Source organism: Pseudomonas sp. 7P_10.2_Bac1 (assembly GCF_025465935.1).
GTDB lineage: Bacteria > Pseudomonadota > Gammaproteobacteria > Pseudomonadales > Pseudomonadaceae > Aquipseudomonas.
Genome location: NZ_JANLNV010000007.1, coordinates 37,848 through 56,787, shown reverse-complemented (window position 1 = coordinate 56,787; position 18,940 = coordinate 37,848). Strand labels below are relative to the sequence as shown.

At 59.1% G+C, this 18,940-nt stretch carries 14 protein-coding genes; 5 read left to right on the top strand and 9 right to left on the bottom strand.

The features are described from left to right. Window positions 1–46 precede the first annotated feature (46 nt). Both NTD86_RS01335 and ompR read right to left on the bottom strand, forming a co-directional pair. Window positions 47–1,360 carry an ATP-binding protein gene (locus NTD86_RS01335; protein WP_262200339.1) on the bottom strand — a complete coding sequence of 438 codons (1,314 nt, stop codon included), beginning with the start codon at window positions 1,358–1,360 and terminating at the stop codon, window positions 47–49. A 110-nt stretch (window positions 1,361–1,470) separates the two neighbouring features. Further along, window positions 1,471–2,211 carry a two-component system response regulator OmpR gene (ompR, locus tag NTD86_RS01330; RefSeq protein WP_048386441.1) on the bottom strand — a complete coding sequence of 247 codons (741 nt, stop codon included), beginning with the start codon at window positions 2,209–2,211 and terminating at the stop codon, window positions 1,471–1,473. A gap of 359 nt (window positions 2,212–2,570) precedes the next feature. Here ompR and NTD86_RS01325 point away from each other — a divergent pair, with 359 nt between their 5' ends. The 3 genes from NTD86_RS01325 to gshA all read left to right on the top strand — a co-directional run bounded on the left by NTD86_RS01325 (window position 2,571) and on the right by gshA (window position 7,057). Then, window positions 2,571–4,892 carry a Tex family protein gene (locus tag NTD86_RS01325; protein WP_262200338.1) on the top strand — a complete coding sequence of 774 codons (2,322 nt, stop codon included), beginning with the start codon at window positions 2,571–2,573 and terminating at the stop codon, window positions 4,890–4,892. Next, entirely contained in the window at window positions 4,892–5,275 is a 384-nt protein-coding gene (locus NTD86_RS01320; RefSeq protein WP_262200337.1) for a PaaI family thioesterase, read from the top strand. Before NTD86_RS01325 ends, NTD86_RS01320 begins: the two co-directional genes overlap by 1 nt. A gap of 198 nt (window positions 5,276–5,473) precedes the next feature. Continuing rightward, window positions 5,474–7,057, top strand: a complete 1,584-nt coding sequence (gene gshA / locus NTD86_RS01315) for a glutamate--cysteine ligase (RefSeq protein ID WP_262200336.1) — start codon at window positions 5,474–5,476, stop codon at window positions 7,055–7,057. Between the two features lie 133 nt (window positions 7,058–7,190). On the opposite strand, the gene argA is transcribed toward gshA, so the two are convergent. Beyond that, window positions 7,191–8,489 (bottom strand): amino-acid N-acetyltransferase, encoded by a 1,299-nt coding sequence (argA, locus tag NTD86_RS01310; protein WP_262200335.1) that lies wholly within the window; start codon window positions 8,487–8,489, stop codon window positions 7,191–7,193. Window positions 8,490–8,626: 137 nt separating this feature from the next. Next, window positions 8,627–9,778: an acetylornithine deacetylase gene (gene argE / locus NTD86_RS01305; protein WP_262200334.1), complete on the bottom strand. Its 1,152-nt coding sequence runs from the start codon at window positions 9,776–9,778 to the stop codon at window positions 8,627–8,629. A 156-nt stretch (window positions 9,779–9,934) separates the two neighbouring features. On the opposite strand from argE, the gene NTD86_RS01300 reads away from it, so the two are divergent. Then, a complete protein-coding gene (locus NTD86_RS01300) occupies window positions 9,935–11,323 on the top strand; it encodes an inorganic triphosphatase (protein WP_262200333.1) in 1,389 nt (462 codons plus the stop codon). Between the two features lie 87 nt (window positions 11,324–11,410). Here the strand turns inward: NTD86_RS01300 and NTD86_RS01295 are convergent, their stop codons facing one another. The 4 genes from NTD86_RS01295 to NTD86_RS01280 all read right to left on the bottom strand — a co-directional run bounded on the left by NTD86_RS01295 (window position 11,411) and on the right by NTD86_RS01280 (window position 16,109). Then, window positions 11,411–11,974, bottom strand: coding sequence for a lipocalin family protein (locus NTD86_RS01295; RefSeq protein WP_262200332.1), 564 nt, complete (start codon window positions 11,972–11,974; stop codon window positions 11,411–11,413). A gap of 22 nt (window positions 11,975–11,996) precedes the next feature. Continuing rightward, window positions 11,997–12,251, bottom strand: coding sequence for an outer membrane protein assembly factor BamE (gene bamE, locus NTD86_RS01290; RefSeq protein ID WP_262200331.1), 255 nt, complete (start codon window positions 12,249–12,251; stop codon window positions 11,997–11,999). A 178-nt stretch (window positions 12,252–12,429) separates the two neighbouring features. Continuing rightward, the gene (locus NTD86_RS01285; RefSeq protein ID WP_262200330.1) at window positions 12,430–13,440 is read right to left on the bottom strand and encodes a class 1 fructose-bisphosphatase; all 1,011 of its coding nucleotides are present in this window, start codon (window positions 13,438–13,440) and stop codon (window positions 12,430–12,432) included. A gap of 221 nt (window positions 13,441–13,661) precedes the next feature. Then, window positions 13,662–16,109 (bottom strand): glycogen/starch/alpha-glucan phosphorylase, encoded by a 2,448-nt coding sequence (locus NTD86_RS01280; RefSeq protein WP_262200329.1) that lies wholly within the window; start codon window positions 16,107–16,109, stop codon window positions 13,662–13,664. A 250-nt stretch (window positions 16,110–16,359) separates the two neighbouring features. Between NTD86_RS01280 and NTD86_RS01275 the strand changes: the two genes are divergently transcribed. After that, the gene (locus tag NTD86_RS01275; protein ID WP_262200450.1) at window positions 16,360–16,797 is read left to right on the top strand and encodes a YkgJ family cysteine cluster protein; all 438 of its coding nucleotides are present in this window, start codon (window positions 16,360–16,362) and stop codon (window positions 16,795–16,797) included. 209 nt (window positions 16,798–17,006) lie between these two features. Here the strand turns inward: NTD86_RS01275 and typA are convergent, their stop codons facing one another. Next, on the bottom strand, window positions 17,007–18,827 hold the full coding sequence (typA, locus tag NTD86_RS01270) for a translational GTPase TypA (protein WP_262200328.1): 1,821 nt from the start codon (window positions 18,825–18,827) through the stop codon (window positions 17,007–17,009). Between the last annotated feature and the right edge of the window lie 113 nt (window positions 18,828–18,940).

The following is an 18,940-nucleotide window of genomic DNA, read 5'->3' as shown; positions in this document are numbered from 1 at the left end:
AGGATCAAAAGATCGCGAGACAAGCTCGCTCCTACACGGTGTGCAGTTAAACGGCGCCGCGCGGGAGCATCAGGCCCAGCGGCAGTCGTACTCTGGCTTCCAGACCACCACCGGCACGGTTACGCAATTCGACATTGCCGCCGTGCATGGAGGCGATCCGTTTAACAATCGCCAGGCCCAGGCCAGTGCCTTTACCGCCACGGGCACGGTCCCCGCGAATGAACGGGTTGAAGATGTCTTCAAGCTCGGAAGGATCAATGCCCGCGCCACGGTCCATTACACTCAGTACCACGTAAGGCGCGCTGCTATCGCCCGACACGTAGGCCGCCACTTCAACGTCATCGCCCGCATGGTGCAAGGCGTTGCCAATCAGATTGTTGAGCAGGCGTTTCATCGATACTCGACGCAGGGCAAACGGCTGGATCGGCTGCAAGCGCAGGCGCACCTGGTCTTCGTTCTGGTTATACGGCGCCACGACTTCACGGATCAGCTCACACAAGTCCACTTCTTCGACTGGCTCATCACGACCGTCCCGGATAAAGGCCAGGAACTGATCGAGAATGGCGTCCATGTCTTCAATGTCGCGCACCATGTCGTCTGTCAGGTCGTTGTGGTTGCCCATCAACTCCAGGGACAAGCGCAAACGCGTCAGCGGGGTTCGAAGGTCATGGGACACACCGGCCAGCATCAGCTCCCGCTCACGGCCTGCCTGTTCCACGTCTTCTGCCATTTGGTTGAACGCGCTGTAAACCTCGGTCATTTCGCTCGGTGTGTCGCTGATCGGCAGCCGCACACTGCGCCCCTGCCCCAACTGCCTGGCCGCATAGACCAGGCGCTTGAGTGGCTGATTGAGTTGACTGACGAAAATCCAGGCCGACGCTGTGGATAACAAACCAATGGCCAGGAACCAGCCCAGCACACTCCAGATTTTTTGCCCACGCAGCGGGTGCGGATACAACGGCACCTTCAACCAGCCATCGCCCAGGCTCGGCGCACGAACCCAGAGCGCGGGAGGCGAGTGCATGCGCAAGCGAACTTCGGTGTCGGCGCCCAGCTCGGCCTGCATCTGACGCTCGTAGATCTCGCTGTACGGCCAGTGTTGCTCGCCTTCGGGCACGCCACCGCCAACCACACGAGTGAGCGTTGCGGCATCGGCAATCTTGGCCCGGTTCTCTTCATCTGCCGCCCAATAGGCACGCAGCACCAGGCCCACACCATGACTGTATTGACGGTCGACCAGCATGTCTTCGTTCATCAACAGATAAACCAGGGTCAATGCCTTGGAGAACAGCACAACGATGAGCACCAGCCAAAGGGTGCGCGAGAAAAAACTTTGGGGGAACCACAGTGGGGTTTTCATAGATGGCGCTTTATACGTTGCAGGAACGAGTACCAGGACCCGCAAGATAATGGATCGCGAGCCACTCAGCGGCCAAGGGCCACTGGCGACTCGCGCCTATAAAGGCTCCATCACTTGGTTGCGTTGCCATCCGGCACGAACACATAACCCACGCCCCAGACAGTCTGGATGTAGCGGGGCTTGGAAGGGTCTGGCTCGATCATGCGGCGCAGGCGGGATATCTGAACGTCGATCGAGCGCTCCAGTGCATCCCATTCACGACCACGAGCCAGGTTCATCAGCTTGTCACGGGTCAAGGGCTCACGGGCGTGCATGACCAAGGCCTTGAGTACGGCGAACTCACCGGTGGTGAGCATGTGCACTTCATCGCCACGCTTGAGTTCGCGCGTGGCCAGGGACAACTCGTAATCACCAAAAGTGACGCTTTCGTCTTCGCTGCCCGGCGCGCCCGGCACAGGCGCGGACTGACGACGCAACACGGCGCGTACGCGGGCCATGAGCTCGTCAGGGTTGAACGGTTTGGCCAGATAGTCATCAGCGCCCAGTTCCAGGCCCTTGATACGGCTCAGTTCATCGCCCTTGGCGGTCAGCATGATGATCGGCACCCGATTGCCTGCGGCTCGCAGACGACGGCACGCAGACAGCCCGTCTTCACCGGGCAGCATCAGGTCCAGAACAACAAGGTTAAATACCTCACGAGCCAGCAAACGGTCCATTTGCTCGACGTTCGGCACAGCGCGGGCGCGGTAGCCCTTGCTGACGAAGAAACGCTCCAGCAGGCTGCTCAGCCCTGGATCGTCATCAACGATGAGAATTTTTTCGCCTTCAGCCGGTTGTGCAATGCTGCTCATTAGATACTCCTGTGATCTCGGCGCGCATTATGGCTTAGCTGCTGTTATACGCATCGTGTGCATTGTTAGCAGATTTTTCCTTCGCGGCTAGTGCACCGAGTATAGCCGGTGCAGCGGGCAATCCCCTGAATCCGGGAACGCTGGTTATAATGCGCCGCCTTTTGTGTCAGGCAATCTCGGTTTTTTTAAACATTGCGCCAGGATTTATTTTTTCAATACCTGCCGTAATGTGCTGATTTCACGGGTCAACAGGCTGCCCTTTTGGCTCAGGTAGCGGCGCCCTCCGGGCCGCTCAACCAGTCTCGCAAGCCTTACAGCCCGGGCCTGCGAGCCTGCATCACAATTTGTCAGGTGGTTTTATGGACAGCATCAACAGCCGCATCGCCGAAGAACTTGGCGTGCGCCCGCAGCAGGTCGAAGCGGCCGTCGCTCTTCTGGATGAAGGCTCCACCGTACCCTTCATCTCTCGCTACCGTAAGGAAGTGACAGGCAGCCTGGATGACACCCAGTTACGTCATCTGGAAGAACGCTTGCGCTACCTGCGTGAACTCGACGAACGGCGCATCAGCATCCTGGCCAGCATCGAAGAACAAGGCAAGTTGACGCCTGAACTGGCCCGCGACATCAAACTCGCCGATACCAAGACCCGCCTCGAAGACTTGTACCTGCCCTACAAGCAAAAGCGCCGCACCAAAGGCCAGATTGCCCTGGAAGCCGGCCTCGGCGAGTTGGCTGACGGCCTGTTCAACGACCCAAGTCTGACCCCGGAAACCGAAGCGGCCCGCTTTGTCGACACCGAAAAAGGGGTGGCAGACGTCAAGGCCGCCCTTGATGGCGCCAAGTACATCCTCATGGAGCGCTTTGCCGAAGACGCCAGCCTGCTGGACAAACTGCGCAGCTTTCTGAAGCAGGAAGCCACCCTCAGCGCCCGCGTCATTGCCGGCAAAGAAGAGGAAGGCGCCAAGTTCCGCGACTACTTTGAACACGACGAACCGCTCAAGAGCATGCCGTCGCACCGCGCGCTGGCGATTTTTCGAGGGCGTAACGAAGGCATTCTCAGCTCTTCGCTCAAAGTGGGTGAAGAACTGCCCGGCACGATGCACCCCGGCGAAATGATGATTGCCCAGCGCTTCGGCCTGGAAAACCAGAACCGGCCGGCCGACAAATGGCTGGGGGAAGTGGTGCGCTGGACCTGGAAGGTCAAGCTCTATACCCACCTTGAAACCGACCTGCTGGGTGAGCTGCGCGACGCGGCCGAGACCGAAGCGATCAACGTCTTTGCCCACAACCTGCACGACCTGCTGCTGGCCGCCCCGGCCGGACCGCGCGCGACCCTGGGCCTGGACCCGGGCCTGCGTACCGGCTGCAAGATTGCCGTGGTCGACGCCACCGGCAAACTGCTGGAGCACGCCACCGTGTACCCCCACGCGCCGCACAACAAATGGGACCAGACCATCTCGGTGATGGCTGCCCTGTGCGCCAAACACTCGGTCGAGCTGATCGCCATCGGCAACGGCACCGCCAGCCGCGAAAGCGACAAGCTGGTGCTTGATCTGATCAAAAAATACCCAGCCCTGAGAGTCACTAAAGTGATGGTGTCCGAAGCCGGTGCGTCGGTGTATTCGGCCTCCGAACTGGCCGCCAAGGAGTTCCCGGACCTCGACGTGTCGATCCGTGGCGCCGTGTCGATTGCCCGCCGTCTGCAAGACCCGCTGGCCGAGCTGGTAAAAATCGATCCAAAATCTATCGGTGTCGGCCAGTACCAGCACGACGTGTCCCAGCTCAAACTGGCACGCGGCCTGGATGCTGTGGTCGAAGACTGCGTAAACGCCGTGGGCGTGGACGTGAACACCGCTTCGGTCGCGCTGCTGGCTCGCATCTCCGGCCTGAACGCCACTCTGGCGCAAAATATCGTGGCTCACCGCGATGAAAACGGCGCATTCAAAACCCGCGCGGCGCTGAAAAAAGTTAGCCGCCTGGGCGAAAAAACCTTCGAGCAAGCGGCTGGATTCTTGCGCGTGATGAACGGCGAAAACCCGCTCGATGCCTCAGCCGTTCACCCAGAGGCCTACCCGCTGGTCAAGCGCATTGCCTCGGACACCGAGCGCGATATTCGCTCGCTGATTGGCGACGCAGGCTTCCTCAAGCGTCTGGACCCGAAAAAATTCACCGATGAGACTTTCGGCCTCCCGACCGTCACCGACATCCTGCAAGAGCTGGAAAAACCCGGTCGCGACCCGCGTCCCGAGTTCAAGACCGCCGAGTTCCAGGAAGGTGTCGAAGACCTCAAGGACCTGCAACTGGGAATGATCCTGGAAGGTGTTGTCACCAACGTCACGAACTTCGGTGCTTTCGTCGATATCGGCGTGCATCAGGACGGCTTGGTGCATATCTCGGCACTTTCCGAGAAGTTCATCAAAGATCCGCGTGAAGCGGTAAAAGCCGGTGACGTGGTCAAAGTCAAAGTCATGGAAGTCGACATCCCGCGCAAACGCGTTGGTCTGTCGATGCGCATGAGCGATACCCCCGGCGAGAAAATCGACGGCGCTCGCGGTGCACGTCCGGGCTCGGCCCCACGCCAGCAATCGTCCGCGCCGCGCAAGGAGTCGGTCGCCGCAGCCCCGGCCAACAACGCAATGGCTTCGCTGTTTGCCAATGCCAAACAGCTGAAGAAACGCTGATGGCACTGCCCGAGGGCTTGACCCAGAGCGCGTTCAGCACGTTGATCGGCTGTCGTGTGGAGTCTGTGGAAGACGGCGTGGCGCACGTTGCGCTAAGCCTGGAACCGCAGTTGCGCAATCGCGGTGGCAAGATGCACGGCGGGGTCATTTTCAGCCTGGTCGACATCACCATGGGCCTGGCGTGTTCCGGCGCCCATGGTTTTGACCGCCAGAGCGTGACCATCGAGTGCAAAATCAACTATCTGCGATCTGTTTCTGACGGCGACGTGTTGTGCATCGCCAAAGTCATTCACCCCGGCCGGCGTACGCTTGTCGTCGAAGCGGACGTCATGCAAGGCGACAAACTCGTCGCTAAAGCACAAGGCACGTTCGCTGTCCTGTAGCGGTCTACCTGTAATCTGAGTTAATTTCGGCACTACGAATGTAGTGCCGAAATGCGCTCGGAGCGCCGAAATACCGAAACAGGGACGGGGCTGAGCATTACCCTACAAAGCCAGGCGACCACGCCGGTATAACTTCACCCTTGTAGACCGTCCTGACCACCCCCATATTGGGGCGACTGACGCGTGAAGGAATCTAACTTGAGCGAACTTCTTAACCGCCGCCTGAACTTGATCGGCGAGCGCACTCACCTCTCTTTGCTCGAGCAGTGCCTGCATGGTATCGAGCGCGAATGCCTGCGCGTAACAGCCGATGCCCGACTGGCGCAGACCCCGCATCCAGAAGAGCTGGGCTCGGCCCTGACCAACGACCAGATCACCACTGACTATTCCGAGTCGCTGCTGGAATTCATCACCCCGGCCCTGCCCGATCCTGCGGACACGCTGGCCAGCCTCGACAAGATTCACCGTTTTGCCTACAGCAAACTCGGCAACGAGTTCCTGTGGAGCCCTTCGATGCCGTGCCCGTTGCCGGCGGAAGAAGACATCCCGATTGCCTATTACGGCACGTCCAACATCGGCCAGCTCAAGTATGTGTACCGCAAGGGCCTGGCCCTGCGTTACGGCAAGACCATGCAATGCATCGCCGGGATCCACTACAACTTCTCCCTGCCCGAGGCCCTGTGGCCCGTGCTCAAGCAGGCTGAAGGCTTTGTCGGCACCGACCGCGATTATCAGTCAAGCGCCTACATCGCGCTGATTCGTAACTTCCGTCGCTACAGCTGGTTGCTGATGTACCTGTTCGGTGCTTCGCCGGCGCTGGATGCAGGCTTCTTGCGTGGCCGTTCGCACCAACTGGAACAACTCGACCCCGAGACCCTGTACCTGCCCTACGCCACCAGCCTGCGCATGAGCGACCTGGGTTACCAGAGCAACGCTCAAGCGGGCTTGACGCCGTGCTACAACAACCTCGACAGCTACACCGACAGCCTGCGCACGGCCGTGGCCACGCCTTACGCGCCGTATGTTGAAATCGGCACGCACAAAGATGGCGAATGGGTGCAACTGAACACCAACATTCTGCAAATCGAAAACGAGTACTACTCCAACATCCGTCCCAAGCGCGTGACCTACACCGGCGAACGTCCGATCCAGGCCTTGATCGCGCGTGGTGTGCAATACGTAGAAGTGCGACTGCTGGATATCAACCCGTTCCTGCCAGTGGGCATCGACCTGACAGAAGCCCGCTTCCTGGACGCCTTCCTGCTGTACTGCGCGCTGGAAGAAAGCCCACAGCTGGGCAACACCGAATGCGGCAACTGCACGTCCAACTTCCTGAGCGTGGTCAAGGAAGGACGTCGTCCAGGCCTGCAACTGCAGCGTCATGGCGAGGCAGTCGAGTTGAAGGAATGGGCTGCAGAACTGCTGGAGAAAATCGCACCCGTGGCGGCATTGCTGGACAAAACCCACGGCAACGACGTACACAGCAAAGCGCTGGACGATCAGTTTGCCAAGGTTGCCGACGTGTCCCTGACCCCGTCGGCCAAAGTCCTGGCCAGCATGACCGAACACAAGGAAAGCTTCGCCCAGTTCTCCATGCGCCAAAGCCTGAGCCACGCCGAGTACTTCCGCAGCCAGCCGTTGAGCGCTGAAGACCAAGCTGCATTTGAAGACAAAGCCCGCCAGTCACTGCTCGAGCAAGCCGAGACCGAGAAAATCGAAGAGGGTGATTTCGACCTGTTCGTGGCGTCGTATCAGGCAAGTATTTTGGCGATCAGTAACTAAGGCGACCGGTCCGGCGCGCAGGGTTTACGACTGCTGCGCAGCCGGACGTAGCCTCGCAAGGCTCGTCAACTGCTACGCGAGGCACACCCCTGTAGGAGCGAGCTTGCCTCGCGATCTTTTGATTTGCCGAGTTTCACAGCGCCTTTTCAAAGATCTTGGAGTTGCGCTGGAAGTTGTACAGCGAGGCTCGTGCCGCAGGCAGGCGTTCGACGCTGCTCGGCTCAAAGCCGCGCTCGCGGAACCAGTGCGCGGTACGGGTCGTGAGAACGAACAAGGTTTTCAGCCCTTGCGCCCGCGCACGGCTTTCAATGCGCTCCAGCAGTTCATCACCCCGACGACCATGGCGATACTCCGGGTTGACCGCCAGGCACGCCAGTTCACCCGCGTCCGAGTCGGCAATCTGATACAGCGCCGCGCAGGCGATGATCATGCCTTCGCGCTCAACCACGCTGAACTGCTCGATCTCACGTTCCAGCACTTCACGTGAACGGCGCACCAGGATGCCCTGTTCTTCCAGCGGGCTGATCAATTCCAGCAGGCCACCCACGTCTTCAATCGCCGCTTCACGGGTGACTTCAAATTGCTCCTGGGCCACCAAGGTGCCGCCGCCGTGGCGGGTAAACAGTTCGGTCAGCAGCGCGCCATCTTCGGCGTAGCTGACGATGTGACTGCGGGCCACGCCACCGCTGCAGGCCTCGGCAGCCGCTTCGAGCAATTCCGCCTGATAGTCGCTGCCCAGCCGTTTCATGTGCGCGGGAATTTGCTGTGGGCGCAATTCGCGCACCAGCCGCCCTTCTTCATCAAGCAAGCCGGACTCAGCGCCAAACAGCAGCAGTTTGTCCGCCCCCAGGTCGATGGCGGCGCGAGTGGCGACGTCTTCGCAGGCCAGGTTGAAGGTTTCGCCTGTGGGCGAGTAGCCCAACGGCGACAGCAACACGATGGAGCGCTCGTCCAGCAAGCGGTTGATACCCTTGCGGTCGACCCGGCGCACTTCGCCGGTATGGTGGTAGTCCACGCCATCGAGCACTCCAATTGGCCGCGCGGTGACCAGATTGCCGCTAGCGACGCGCAACCGCGAGCCCTGCATCGGTGATGAGGCCATGTCCATGGACAGGCGTGCTTCAATCGCGATCCGCAGTTGGCCCACGGCGTCGATTACGCACTCTAGTGTGGGCGCATCAGTGATGCGCATGCCCTTGTGGTAATGCGGCATCAGGCCGCGGGCTTCAAGGCGACTTTCAATTTGCGGGCGAGAGCCGTGAACCAGCACCAGACGCACGCCCAAACTGTGCAGCAGCACCAGGTCGTGGACGATGTTGCCGAAGTTGGGGTGGGCGACGCCGTCGCCAGGGAGCATGACGACAAAGGTGCAATCGCGGTGAGCATTGATGTAAGGGGAAGCATGACGCAGCCAGTTAACGTAATCGTGCATAACCAAAGCCTGTAAGAAATGAGCCGCCTAAAGAGGGCAAAAACAGCAAACGCACAGCAGGCTGATAGTTATCGTCGAAACAAACTTGGCAACACGCGTGCTCTCCTTGTGTGTATACGGGTTGGGCCTGCAGCCATTTACTGGGCCGGGGTCAGGCAATAATGTTCGATCAGTTGGCTTAATAGACGCACTGTCGGCTGCAAACGTGACATTTCAAGGTGTTCGCCCGGCTGATGCGCACAAGTAATGTCGCCCGGGCCCAGCACGATGGTCTCGCAGCCAAGTTGTTGAAGATAAGGCGCTTCGGTGCCAAACGCTACTGCTTCGGCGCGATGCCCGGTAAGACGCTCGGCCACGCGCACCAGTTCGCTGTCAGCGGCCTGCTCAAAGGGAGCGACGCCTGCAGCCAGCGGGGCGAAGTCGATCTTGACCTGATGGCGCTCGGCAAGCGGGTCCAGTTTGCTGCGGATAATCGAACGCAAGACATTCGGGTCCATGCCCGGCAACGGCCGCAGGTCGAATTCCAGCGAGCATTGACCGCAGATCCGGTTCGGATTGTCGCCGCCATGGATGCAGCCAAAGTTCAGCGTAGGTTGCGGCACGCTGAACTGCGGATTGCGGTATTCATTCAGCCATTGCTGCCGCAACCCTTTGAGCTCGGTAATCGCGTCATGCATGGCGTCCAGCGCGCTGTGGCCCAGGCTCGGGTCAGAGGAGTGACCGCTGCGCCCCAGAATGTCGATGCGTTCCATCATCACGCCCTTGTGCATGCGGATCGGCTTGAGCCCGGTGGGCTCGCCGATCACCGCTGCACGGCCCAGCGGCCGCCCAGCCTCAACCAGCGCCCGCGCGCCGGCCATAGAGGTTTCTTCATCGCACGTGGCGAGAATCAGCAACGGCTGTTTGAACGGCTGGTCCAGCAGCGGCCGCACCGCTTCGATGATCAAAGCGAAAAAGCCCTTCATGTCGCAACTGCCAAGGCCTACCCAGCGATTGTCCACTTCCGTCAGCTTGAGCGGATCGGTCTGCCACAACGCATCATCGTAAGGCACCGTGTCACTGTGCCCTGCCAGCACCAGCCCACCGGGACCACTGCCAAAACTGGCAAGCAAGTTGAACTTGCCAGGGCTGACAGGCTGAATTTCGCAGTTAAACCCCAACTCGCCGAGCCAGGTGGCCAGCAGGTCGATCACGGCACGGTTGGATTGATCCAGGTGAGGCTGAGTACAACTGACTGACGGTATGGCGATCAATGCAGCGAATTGCTCTTTGAGAGACGGTAAGGGCATGCGCTGGCTTCCTGTTGGCTGGGCGAGGCCCATCATAGAGCCATCCGCGCTACAGAATAAACCCGCGCGACGCGCCAGGGCGGCGAGTCCTGTACACTGCACGGCCTTGGCAGCCACTCTTTCCCCGGCTGCGCACCGTTCCTGGATTTTCCGGCCATGCAGAAAGAAACCGAAATCAAGCTCCGCGTCAGCCGAGAAACCCTCGCCGCCTTGCGCGAGCACCCTTTGCTGAAAAAACGCAACAAAAGTGGCTGGGAAAGCCGTGAATTGTTGAACCAGTACTTCGACACGCCTGAGCGCGATCTGGCCAAGGCCAAGGTTGCCCTGCGCCTGCGCCGCGACGGTGAAGAGGTGATTCAAACCCTCAAGACCCGTGGCCAAAGCATTGCCGGGCTGTCGGAGCGCAATGAATACGACTGGCACTTGCCCAAAGCCAAGCTCGACATCAAGAAGCTCGAAGGCGACTGCTGGCCTGAGCAACTGGCCGAGCTGGACAAAAAAACCCTGAAGCCGATCTTCACCACTGATTTCGTTCGCGAACGCGCTGAAATCTCCTGGGGCCGTGGCAAAACCAAGGTGGTGATCGAAGCCGCGCTGGACCTGGGCCATGTGATTGCCGGCAAGCAGAAAGAAGAAATCTGCGAGTTGGAACTCGAGCTGCGCGAAGGCGAGCCGGCTGCGTTGCTGGAACTGGCCGCCGAGCTGGCAGAAAAACTGCCGTTGATGCCCTGCGACATCAGCAAGGCCGAGCGCGGCTATCGCCTGTTCGACGCCAACAGCTATTCGGTCAACCTGCCCGCCCCCCAGCTGACCCCGGAAACGCCACTGGACGATGCTTTTGCCGCCCTGGCCTGGCACCTGCTGGGCAGCAGCCAGCGTCTGGCCGAGCAATATCGTTTCAATGGCCACTGGCGCTTGCTGCAAGACTGGCTGCAACAGCTGATCGACCTGCGTGCGCTGGTCAGCAGCCTTGGCCAGGCCGCCCCGCGTCAGTCGACTCACGCGTTACGTGCCGAACTGGATGCCTTGCTCGAAGACTGGCGCCCGATTGTGCAAGTCGGCCAGGACGATGAGGACGTGCGTAAGGCTGCCCCTGAGCAGTTTCTCGAAGAGCTGCAAGACCCGCGCTGGGGTCAGTTCTCACTGAACACCTCGCGCTGGCTGATGGCGCGCAGCTGGACCATCGACCGCGGCACCACCCGTGGCAACCGTCAGGGCGCTGCGCAATTGGCAAGCTGGCTGCCACGCCTGCTGTCGGACGAAGCCATTGCACTGCGTCTGAACCGTTACCAGCAACAGCCCGAAGACCTGGCCGAGCAACTGCCGCGCATCGAGCGCATTCAGGCCTGGTTGCGTCTGGCTCGCGGTGTGCTGGAGATCCCGGAAGTGGACCGTTTGTATGGCGAGATGAACAAGCTGCAGGAGTTGGCCAACTTGCCCATCACTGACGACGCCGAAAGCAACGACCTGTTGCTCAACGCACGCAAGCAGCAAACCATCGCCGTGTACCAGAACCGCGCCTGGAAGACCTTGCTGCGGGCCTAAGCCCTAGAACCCTGTAGGAGCGAGCTCGTCTCGCGATCTTTTAGGAGATCAAAAGATCGCGAGGCAAGCTCGCTCCTACGCAGGGATTTACTCTTTTGGCATGTCCGCGTCAGGCGTTCGCCAGATCAGACGCGTGGTGTCATAACCCTGCTGCTGCGCTTTGCTAAGCAGTTCGTCGCGGGTCTGCTGATCGATCTGCGGCTTGCGCGAGAGCAACCACAAGTAGCGACGATCCGGGTTGCCGACCAGCGCGGTGCTATAGCCGTCGCCCAGGTACAACACCCAGTAATCGCCCTTGGTGGCGCCCGGCAAAAGCCTGGAGAACCAGTTATCAAACTCGACCCACAGCTTGTCGGTTTTGCCCGGCACTTGCGGGCTGGCTGTTCCTTTGGCTTCTTCCCATTTGCCTTGGGCCGTTCGGCAACGGTTGAGCACCGCTACATTGCCATCGGGCTTGAGCGTGTACTCCGCCTGGGATTGCGCGCAGTTGCGCTGGAAAAACATCGGCAAGCGCGCCTGCTCATACCATGTGCCCTGATAGCGCTTTAAATCGACGCTTTCGACAGTATTCGGCGCCAGCGTGTCAGTGCTGGACGTCGAACACCCCGCCAGTACCCACGCAGCCCCGAGGCAGACTAAAAGACGTCTCATCGCAAACGCTCCTTTCTGAGTCTTATTTCAGGCCCTGGCCCGAGAACATGAGCACTTTGTCACCGGCGTATTGCACGCTGATAAAGCTGTTTTTGTCGCCCCACGTGCAACTCGACATGCCCATCGCACCGGAACAGTCAGTCGGATTACCGAGCAGTTTTTCGACTTCAGCCTTGGACATGCCCGACGAGAGTTTGGCGTAGTTTTCTTGATTGACCTTGCTGCACGCCGCCAGCAGCACACAGAACGACAACAATGCCAAAGAACGCAACTTCATGAAAAAGCTCCTGAATAAAAGAATCGGCATCGCTGCCTGCTGCAAGCTTAGAAGAGAAAAGCGCAGGCGGGTTCCCTGACCCAGAAACGACTGTAGGAGCGAGCTCACCTCGCGATCTTTTAAACAGTCAAAAGATCGCGAGACAAGCTCGCTCCTACAGTGGGGTGCGGCTATGTTTTTACGCTTTGTGGTACGAGGTGATGCGCGCCACTTCTTCTTTGGAACCCAGGAACACCGCTACACGCTGGTGCAGGCCTTCTGGCTTGATGTCGAGGATACGCTGGTGGCCGTCAGTCGACGCGCCGCCCGCCTGTTCCACCAGGAACGACATCGGGTTGGCTTCGTACATCAGGCGCAGTTTGCCCGGCTTGGACGGCTCACGGCTGTCACGCGGGTACATGAACAGACCACCGCGGGTCAGGATGCGGTGTACGTCGGCAACCATCGCGGCCACCCAACGCATGTTGTAGTTCTTGTTCAGCGGGCCTTCTTCACCTGCCAACAGTTCGTCAACATAGCGCTGTACCGGGGCTTCCCAGTGACGCTGGTTGGACATGTTGATGGCGAATTCCTGAGTGGTTTCAGGGATGCTGATGTTTTCGTGGGTCAGGACGAAGCTGCCCATTTCGCGGTCCAGGGTGAAGCCTTTTACGCCGTCGCCCAGGGTCAGTACCAGCATGGTCTGCGGGCCATAGATGGCATAACCGGCAGCGACTTGCTGAGTGCCTGGCTGCAGGAAGGCGTTTTCATTCAGCGCTTCGTTCTGGCTCAGGTATTCGTTCGGGCAACGCAGTACCGAGAAGATCGTGCCGACCGGGGCGTTGATGTCGATGTTCGACGAGCCGTCCAGCGGGTCAAAAACCAACAGGTAGGCGCCTTTCGGGTATTTGCCCGGGATCTGGTAGGCATTGTCCATTTCTTCGGACGCCATGCCGGCCAGGTGACCGCCCCACTCGTTGGCTTCGAGCAGGATTTCGTTAGAAATCACGTCGAGTTTCTTCTGCACTTCACCTTGCACGTTTTCAGTGCCCATGCTGCCCAGAACACCGCCCAGGGCGCCTTTGGACACGGCATGGCTGATCTCTTTGCAAGCACGCGCCACCACTTCGATGAGGAAACGCAAATCAGCAGGGGTGTTGTTGCTACGGGTCTGCTCGATCAGATAGCGACTCAGGGTAACGCGGGACATGTAAGGCTCCGAACAATGGGGAGGGGTCGAAAAAACCCGCGCAGTTTAACGCGTGTTGCCGTGCAAATCTTCTAATCAGACTCAGAACCGACGGAGAGAGGGTTGCTGAACCCTTAAATCAACTGAAAAACCTGGGCTCGCTACCAAACTCAACGAGCCAGGCAACCCGTAGCAGTTGCCTGGCCAAGCTCGACAACTGCTACGAGGGTTAGGTGCTGTGCCTACAACGCCTTCCAGATGTCTGTCGCGTACTCACGAATGGTCCGGTCCGATGAGAACCAGCCGGCGCGCGCGGTGTTGAGCACTGCCTTGCGCCACCATTCATCCTGGTTGTGCCACAGCTGTTCAACCCGCATCTGCGCATCCCAATAGGCATCAAAGTCGGCGCACACCAAAAAGCGATCGTACTCAATGAGGGCGTCGACAAAACCGGTGTATCGCGCCGGATCGTCATGGGAAAACACCCCGCCACGTATGGCCTGCAAGACATCATTGAGCCGGTGCGAGGCGGCCACATCGGGCGCCGCATGGAACTCGCCATTGAGCTTGCGGGCTTCGACCTGTTCGGAGGTCAGGCCGAAAATGAACATGTTTTGCGCACCGATCCGCTCACTCATCTCGACGTTCGCGCCGTCCATCGTGCCGATGGTCAACGCACCATTGAGCGCAAACTTCATGTTGCTGGTGCCGGATGCCTCGTAGCCTGCGGTGGAGATCTGCTCGGACAAGTCGGCCGCCGGGATGATGTTTTCGGCCAGGCTGACGTTGTAGTTGGGGATAAATACCACTTTGAGCAGGCCGCGCACCGTCGGGTCGCTGTTAATCGTGCGGGCAATGTCGTTGGCCAGCTTAATAATGAGTTTGGCCTGTGTATAACTGGCGGCCGCCTTGCCGGCGAAGATCTTGACCCGTGGCACCCAGTTATTACTCGGCTCCGCGCGAATCGCCTGGTACAACGCAACGGTGTGCAGCAGGTTGAGCAACTGGCGCTTGTACTCGTGAATCCGCTTGATCTGCACATCGAACATCGCCTCAGGGCTGACCACCACGCCCAGCCGCTCGTAGATCAGCGCCGCCAACGTGCATTTACTCTGCAAGCGCTGCTCGGCAAATTGCTTGCGGAAATCAGCGCGTTCGGCAAACGGCTCGAGCTTGATCAGTTTGTGCTCGGTTTCATCCAGCACATCCTCGCCCAGCGCATTGATCAGCATCGCAGTCAGCGGCGGGTTGGCCTGGAACAGCCAGCGGCGCAAGGTCACACCGTTGGTTTTGTTGTTGATACGGTCGGGGTAGAGCTTGTGCAGTTCGGCAAAAACAGTGCTGCGCATCAACTGCGTGTGCAACGCGGAAACGCCGTTGACACTGTGCGACCCCAGAAACGCCAGATTACCCATGCGCACCCGTCGGCCGTTGTCTTCTTCGATCAGCGAGACAGCGCGCAGCACGCCAAAATCATGGATGCCTTTTTCCCGGAGCTGGTCGATGTGGTACCCGTTGATCAGGTAAATGATCTGCATGTGACGGGGCAGCAAGCGCTCCATCAAGCCGACCGGCCAGGTCTCCAGCGCCTCGGGCAGCAAGGTGTGGTTGGTGTACGACAGCGTGTCGACGGTGACCTGCCACGCGGTGTGCCACTCGATGCCGTGTTCATCGACCAGGATGCGCATCAGCTCGGCCACGGCGATTGAAGGGTGAGTATCGTTGAGCTGGATCGAGACGTGCTCGGCCAGATTGAGCAGGGTGTCGTGCACATTCAGGTGGCGCCGCAACAAGTCCTGCAACGAGGCCGAGACAAAGAAAAACTCCTGACGCAAACGCAGCTCCTGACCAGCCTCGTTGCTGTCTGCCGGGTAGAGCACGCGTGAGATGCTTTCTGCGCGCACCACTTCGGCCACAGCCCCAAGGTGGTCGCCAGCGTTGAAGCGCCCCAGGTTCAAATCGTGCAGCGCCCTGGCCCTCCACAACCGCAAGGTGTTGACGCTGGCCCCGCGCCAACCCACCACCGGCGTGTCATAGGCAATGGCGCGGACCGTTTCGCTGGGCCACCAGATTTGCCGTGACAGGCCTTGGTCATCTTGCCGGGTTTCAACGGAACCGCCGAAGCCCACGGAGTACAACACCTCGGCACGCTCAAACTCCCAAGGGTTGCCGAAGTCGAGCCAGTTTTCAGTTTGCTCCTGCTGCCAGCCATCGACGATGCTCTGGCGGAACAACCCGTGCTCGTAACGGATGCCATACCCGTGAGCGGCAACGCCCAGGGTCGACATGCTTTCCATAAAGCACGCCGCCAGACGGCCCAAACCGCCGTTGCCCAGGGCCGCATCGGGCTCCAGCAGGCGGATGCGCTCCAGGTCGACGCCCAACTCGGTCAACGCCTCACGCGCGACTTCGAGCAAACCCAGGTTGCTCAGGCTGTCGTACAACAAACGACCGATCAGAAACTCCAGTGACAGGTAGTACACCCGCTTCTGGTCCTTGCGGTAAATCTGCCGGGTATGGTCCATCCAGTGCTCGACCATATGGTCGCGGGCGGCCAGTGCAATGGCTTCAAACCAGTCATGGTCAAACGCGTGATCCGGGTCTTTACCCACCGCGTAAGTCAGTTTGGCTAGTACGGCGTCACGAAAAGCCGTTACCTGCGCGTCACGAACAAGCGGTTCCTGGGGCATCGATACAACCTCTGGCGAGATGGAGCGATTAAAAGGACGAGTGGTTTGAGCCTAGTTCGACCCATGGAACGCGCGTTGATTCGGACTTTTTTTTTGCGAAAAACAGACGAAGTGAACAACGCCCCAAAACGATGCGCTGCGCAGGACCAATGCCTGAAGGCACACTTTGTACAAAAAACCGGCCAATGGTGATTCACTCTGGCATCAACCCCGGTATGATCGCGCGCCCTGATGCACGCTGGAATACACCCTGATGAAGTCCAACCTGATTGCTGCCGCGGAAATCGACCGTCTCGATACCTGGGCCAAATACTCCGCGCCCATGTGCGGCTCCTGCATTTCCAGCTGCTGCACCTTGCCCGTCGAGGTCAAGATCAAAGACTTGATCCGCATTGGTCTGGTGGATGAGTTCGAGCTGGGCGACCCGCCGAAAAACATCGCCAAGCGCCTGCAAAAAGAAGGGATCGTGGAGCGTTTCAATCAAAAGTCAGGGATCTTCACCCTGCAGCGTATGAGCAATAACGATTGCCTGTACCTGGATCGCAAATCGCGCATGTGCACCATCTACGACAAGCGCCCGGACACCTGCCGCAACCACCCACGCGTGGGCCCGCGCCCGGGTTATTGCGCGTACGTGCCCAAAGCGGTCGAGCGTAAAAACAGCAGTGAGCGGTTGATGGATTTTTAAAGCAGCCCTCACCCCAATCCTCTCCCGGAGGGCAAGGGCGCTTGACCGAGTCGCCTGCAAGATCGTTGATTGCCTGAACACCGCAAATCGGCCCCCTCTCTCTCGGTAGAGGGCTAGGTGAGGGGTCAGCCGTTACACAAAACCCGGACATAAAAAAACGCCCCCGACCGCAAGGCCGGGGGCGTTTTTGTAACCGCTAACTAAGTGACTTAGTTTTTGGCCTTTTTAGCAGCGCGGGTACGCTCGCCTTCGTCCAGGATCTTCTTGCGAAGACGGATGGACTTAGGCGTTACTTCGCACAGCTCGTCGTCCTGGATGAATTCCAGCGCTTGTTCCAGAGTGAAGCGAACAGGCGGAACCAGAGCGATGGTTTCGTCTTTACCCGAAGCACGCATGTTATCGAGCTTCTTGCCTTTGGTTGGGTTAACACCCAGGTCGTTGTCACGGCTGTTCAGACCAACGATCTGACCGTTGTAGATCTCTTGACCGTGCTCAACGAACAGCTTGCCACGTGCCTGCAGAGTCTCCAGGGAGTAGGTCAGTGCCTTGCCGGTTTCAACCGAAACCAGTACGCCGTTCTGACGGCCGGACATGTGGCCCGACTTCATTGGCGCGTAGCGGTCGAAGATCGAGGTCAGGATGCCTGCACCGTTGGTCAGGGTCAGGAACTGGTTACGGAAACCGATCAGACCACGAGCCGGGATGTTGTACTCCAGGCGTACACGGCCCTTGCCATCCGGAACCATGTTGCTCAGGTCGCCTTTACGCAGACCCATTTCTTCCATCACCTTGCCCTGGGATTCTTCAGGGATGTCGATGGTCACGTTTTCGAACGGTTCCTGCTTCACGCCGTCAACTTCACGGATGATCACTTCAGGACGGCCAACGCCCATTTCGAAACCTTCACGACGCATGGTTTCGATCAGTACCGACAGGTGCAGCTCACCACGGCCGGATACCTTGAACTTGTCAGCCGAGTCGCCTTCTTCAACGCGCAAAGCAACGTTGTACAGCAGCTCTTTGTCCAGACGCTCCTTGATGTTACGGGAGGTCACGAACTTGCCTTCTTTACCGCAGAAAGGCGAGTCGTTTACCTGGAAGGTCATGGAAACGGTTGGCTCGTCAACGGTCAGCGGCTTCATCGCTTCAACAGCGGTCGGGTCGCACAGGGTGTCGGAGATGAACAGTTCGTCGAAGCCGCTGATGCATACGATGTCGCCAGCTGCTGCTTCTTCAACGTCTACACGGTGCAGACCGTGGTGACCCATCAGTTTCAGGATACGGCCGTTGCGGCGCTTGCCGTCAACGTCGATAGCCACAACTGGAGTGTTCGGCTTGACGCGACCACGGGCGATACGGCCAACACCGATCACACCCAGGAAGCTGTTGTAGTCCAGAGCCGAGATTTGCATCTGGAACGGACCGTCACGGTCAACGCTTGGCGCTGGTACGTTGTCGACGATCGACTGGTACAGCGGGGTCATGTCTTCAGCCATGTCGGTGTGGTCCAGACCGGCAATACCGTTCAGGGCCGAGGCGTAGACGACTTTGAAGTCCAGCTGTTCTTCGGTAGCACCCAGGTTGTCGAACAGGTCGAAGATCTGGTCCAGAACCCAATCAGGACGCGCGCCCGGACGGTCAACCTTGTTGATAACCACGATTGGACGCAGGCCGGCTTCGAAGGCCTTCTTGGTCACGAAACGGGTTTGCGGCATAGGGCCGTCTTGAGCGTCAACCAGCAGCAGAACGGAGTCAACCATCGACATTACGCGTTCTACTTCGCCGCCGAAGTCGGCGTGGCCCGGGGTGTCCACGATGTTGATGTGGTAGCCGTTCCAGTTGATGGCGGTGTTTTTCGCCAGAATGGTAATGCCGCGCTCTTTTTCCTGGTCGTTGGAGTCCATCACGCGCTCGTCGTTGAGCTCGTTGCGCTCCAGAGTGCCGGATTGACGCAGGAGTTTGTCTACCAGGGTGGTTTTACCATGGTCAACGTGGGCGATGATGGCGATGTTGCGTAGATTTTCGATCACTTGTGTATCTCGATCAGAGGATTCGGTGTGCTGACAGGTCGTGGCAGCGATTAACAGTAGAGTCAGGCCTTGCCGTTACAACTTGACGATGGCGTCGGGGGGCCGGTGACGCA

What these genes read in the sequence shown, in the direction of transcription:
- argE (WP_262200334.1), bottom strand. Translation starts at nt 9,778, where the DNA reads ATGCCCTTACCGTCTCTCAAAGAGCAATTCGCTGCATTGATCGCCATA.
- NTD86_RS01325 (WP_262200338.1), top strand. Translation starts at nt 2,571, where the DNA reads ATGGACAGCATCAACAGCCGCATCGCCGAAGAACTTGGCGTGCGCCCG.
- argA (WP_262200335.1), bottom strand. Translation starts at nt 8,489, where the DNA reads ATGCACGATTACGTTAACTGGCTGCGTCATGCTTCCCCTTACATCAAT.
- NTD86_RS01300 (WP_262200333.1), top strand. Translation starts at nt 9,935, where the DNA reads ATGCAGAAAGAAACCGAAATCAAGCTCCGCGTCAGCCGAGAAACCCTC.
- NTD86_RS01335 (WP_262200339.1), bottom strand. Translation starts at nt 1,360, where the DNA reads ATGAAAACCCCACTGTGGTTCCCCCAAAGTTTTTTCTCGCGCACCCTT.
- bamE (WP_262200331.1), bottom strand. Translation starts at nt 12,251, where the DNA reads ATGAAGTTGCGTTCTTTGGCATTGTTGTCGTTCTGTGTGCTGCTGGCG.
- NTD86_RS01295 (WP_262200332.1), bottom strand. Translation starts at nt 11,974, where the DNA reads ATGAGACGTCTTTTAGTCTGCCTCGGGGCTGCGTGGGTACTGGCGGGG.
- NTD86_RS01280 (WP_262200329.1), bottom strand. Translation starts at nt 16,109, where the DNA reads ATGCCCCAGGAACCGCTTGTTCGTGACGCGCAGGTAACGGCTTTTCGT.
- ompR (WP_048386441.1), bottom strand. Translation starts at nt 2,211, where the DNA reads ATGAGCAGCATTGCACAACCGGCTGAAGGCGAAAAAATTCTCATCGTT.
- NTD86_RS01320 (WP_262200337.1), top strand. Translation starts at nt 4,892, where the DNA reads ATGGCACTGCCCGAGGGCTTGACCCAGAGCGCGTTCAGCACGTTGATC.
- NTD86_RS01285 (WP_262200330.1), bottom strand. Translation starts at nt 13,440, where the DNA reads ATGTCCCGCGTTACCCTGAGTCGCTATCTGATCGAGCAGACCCGTAGC.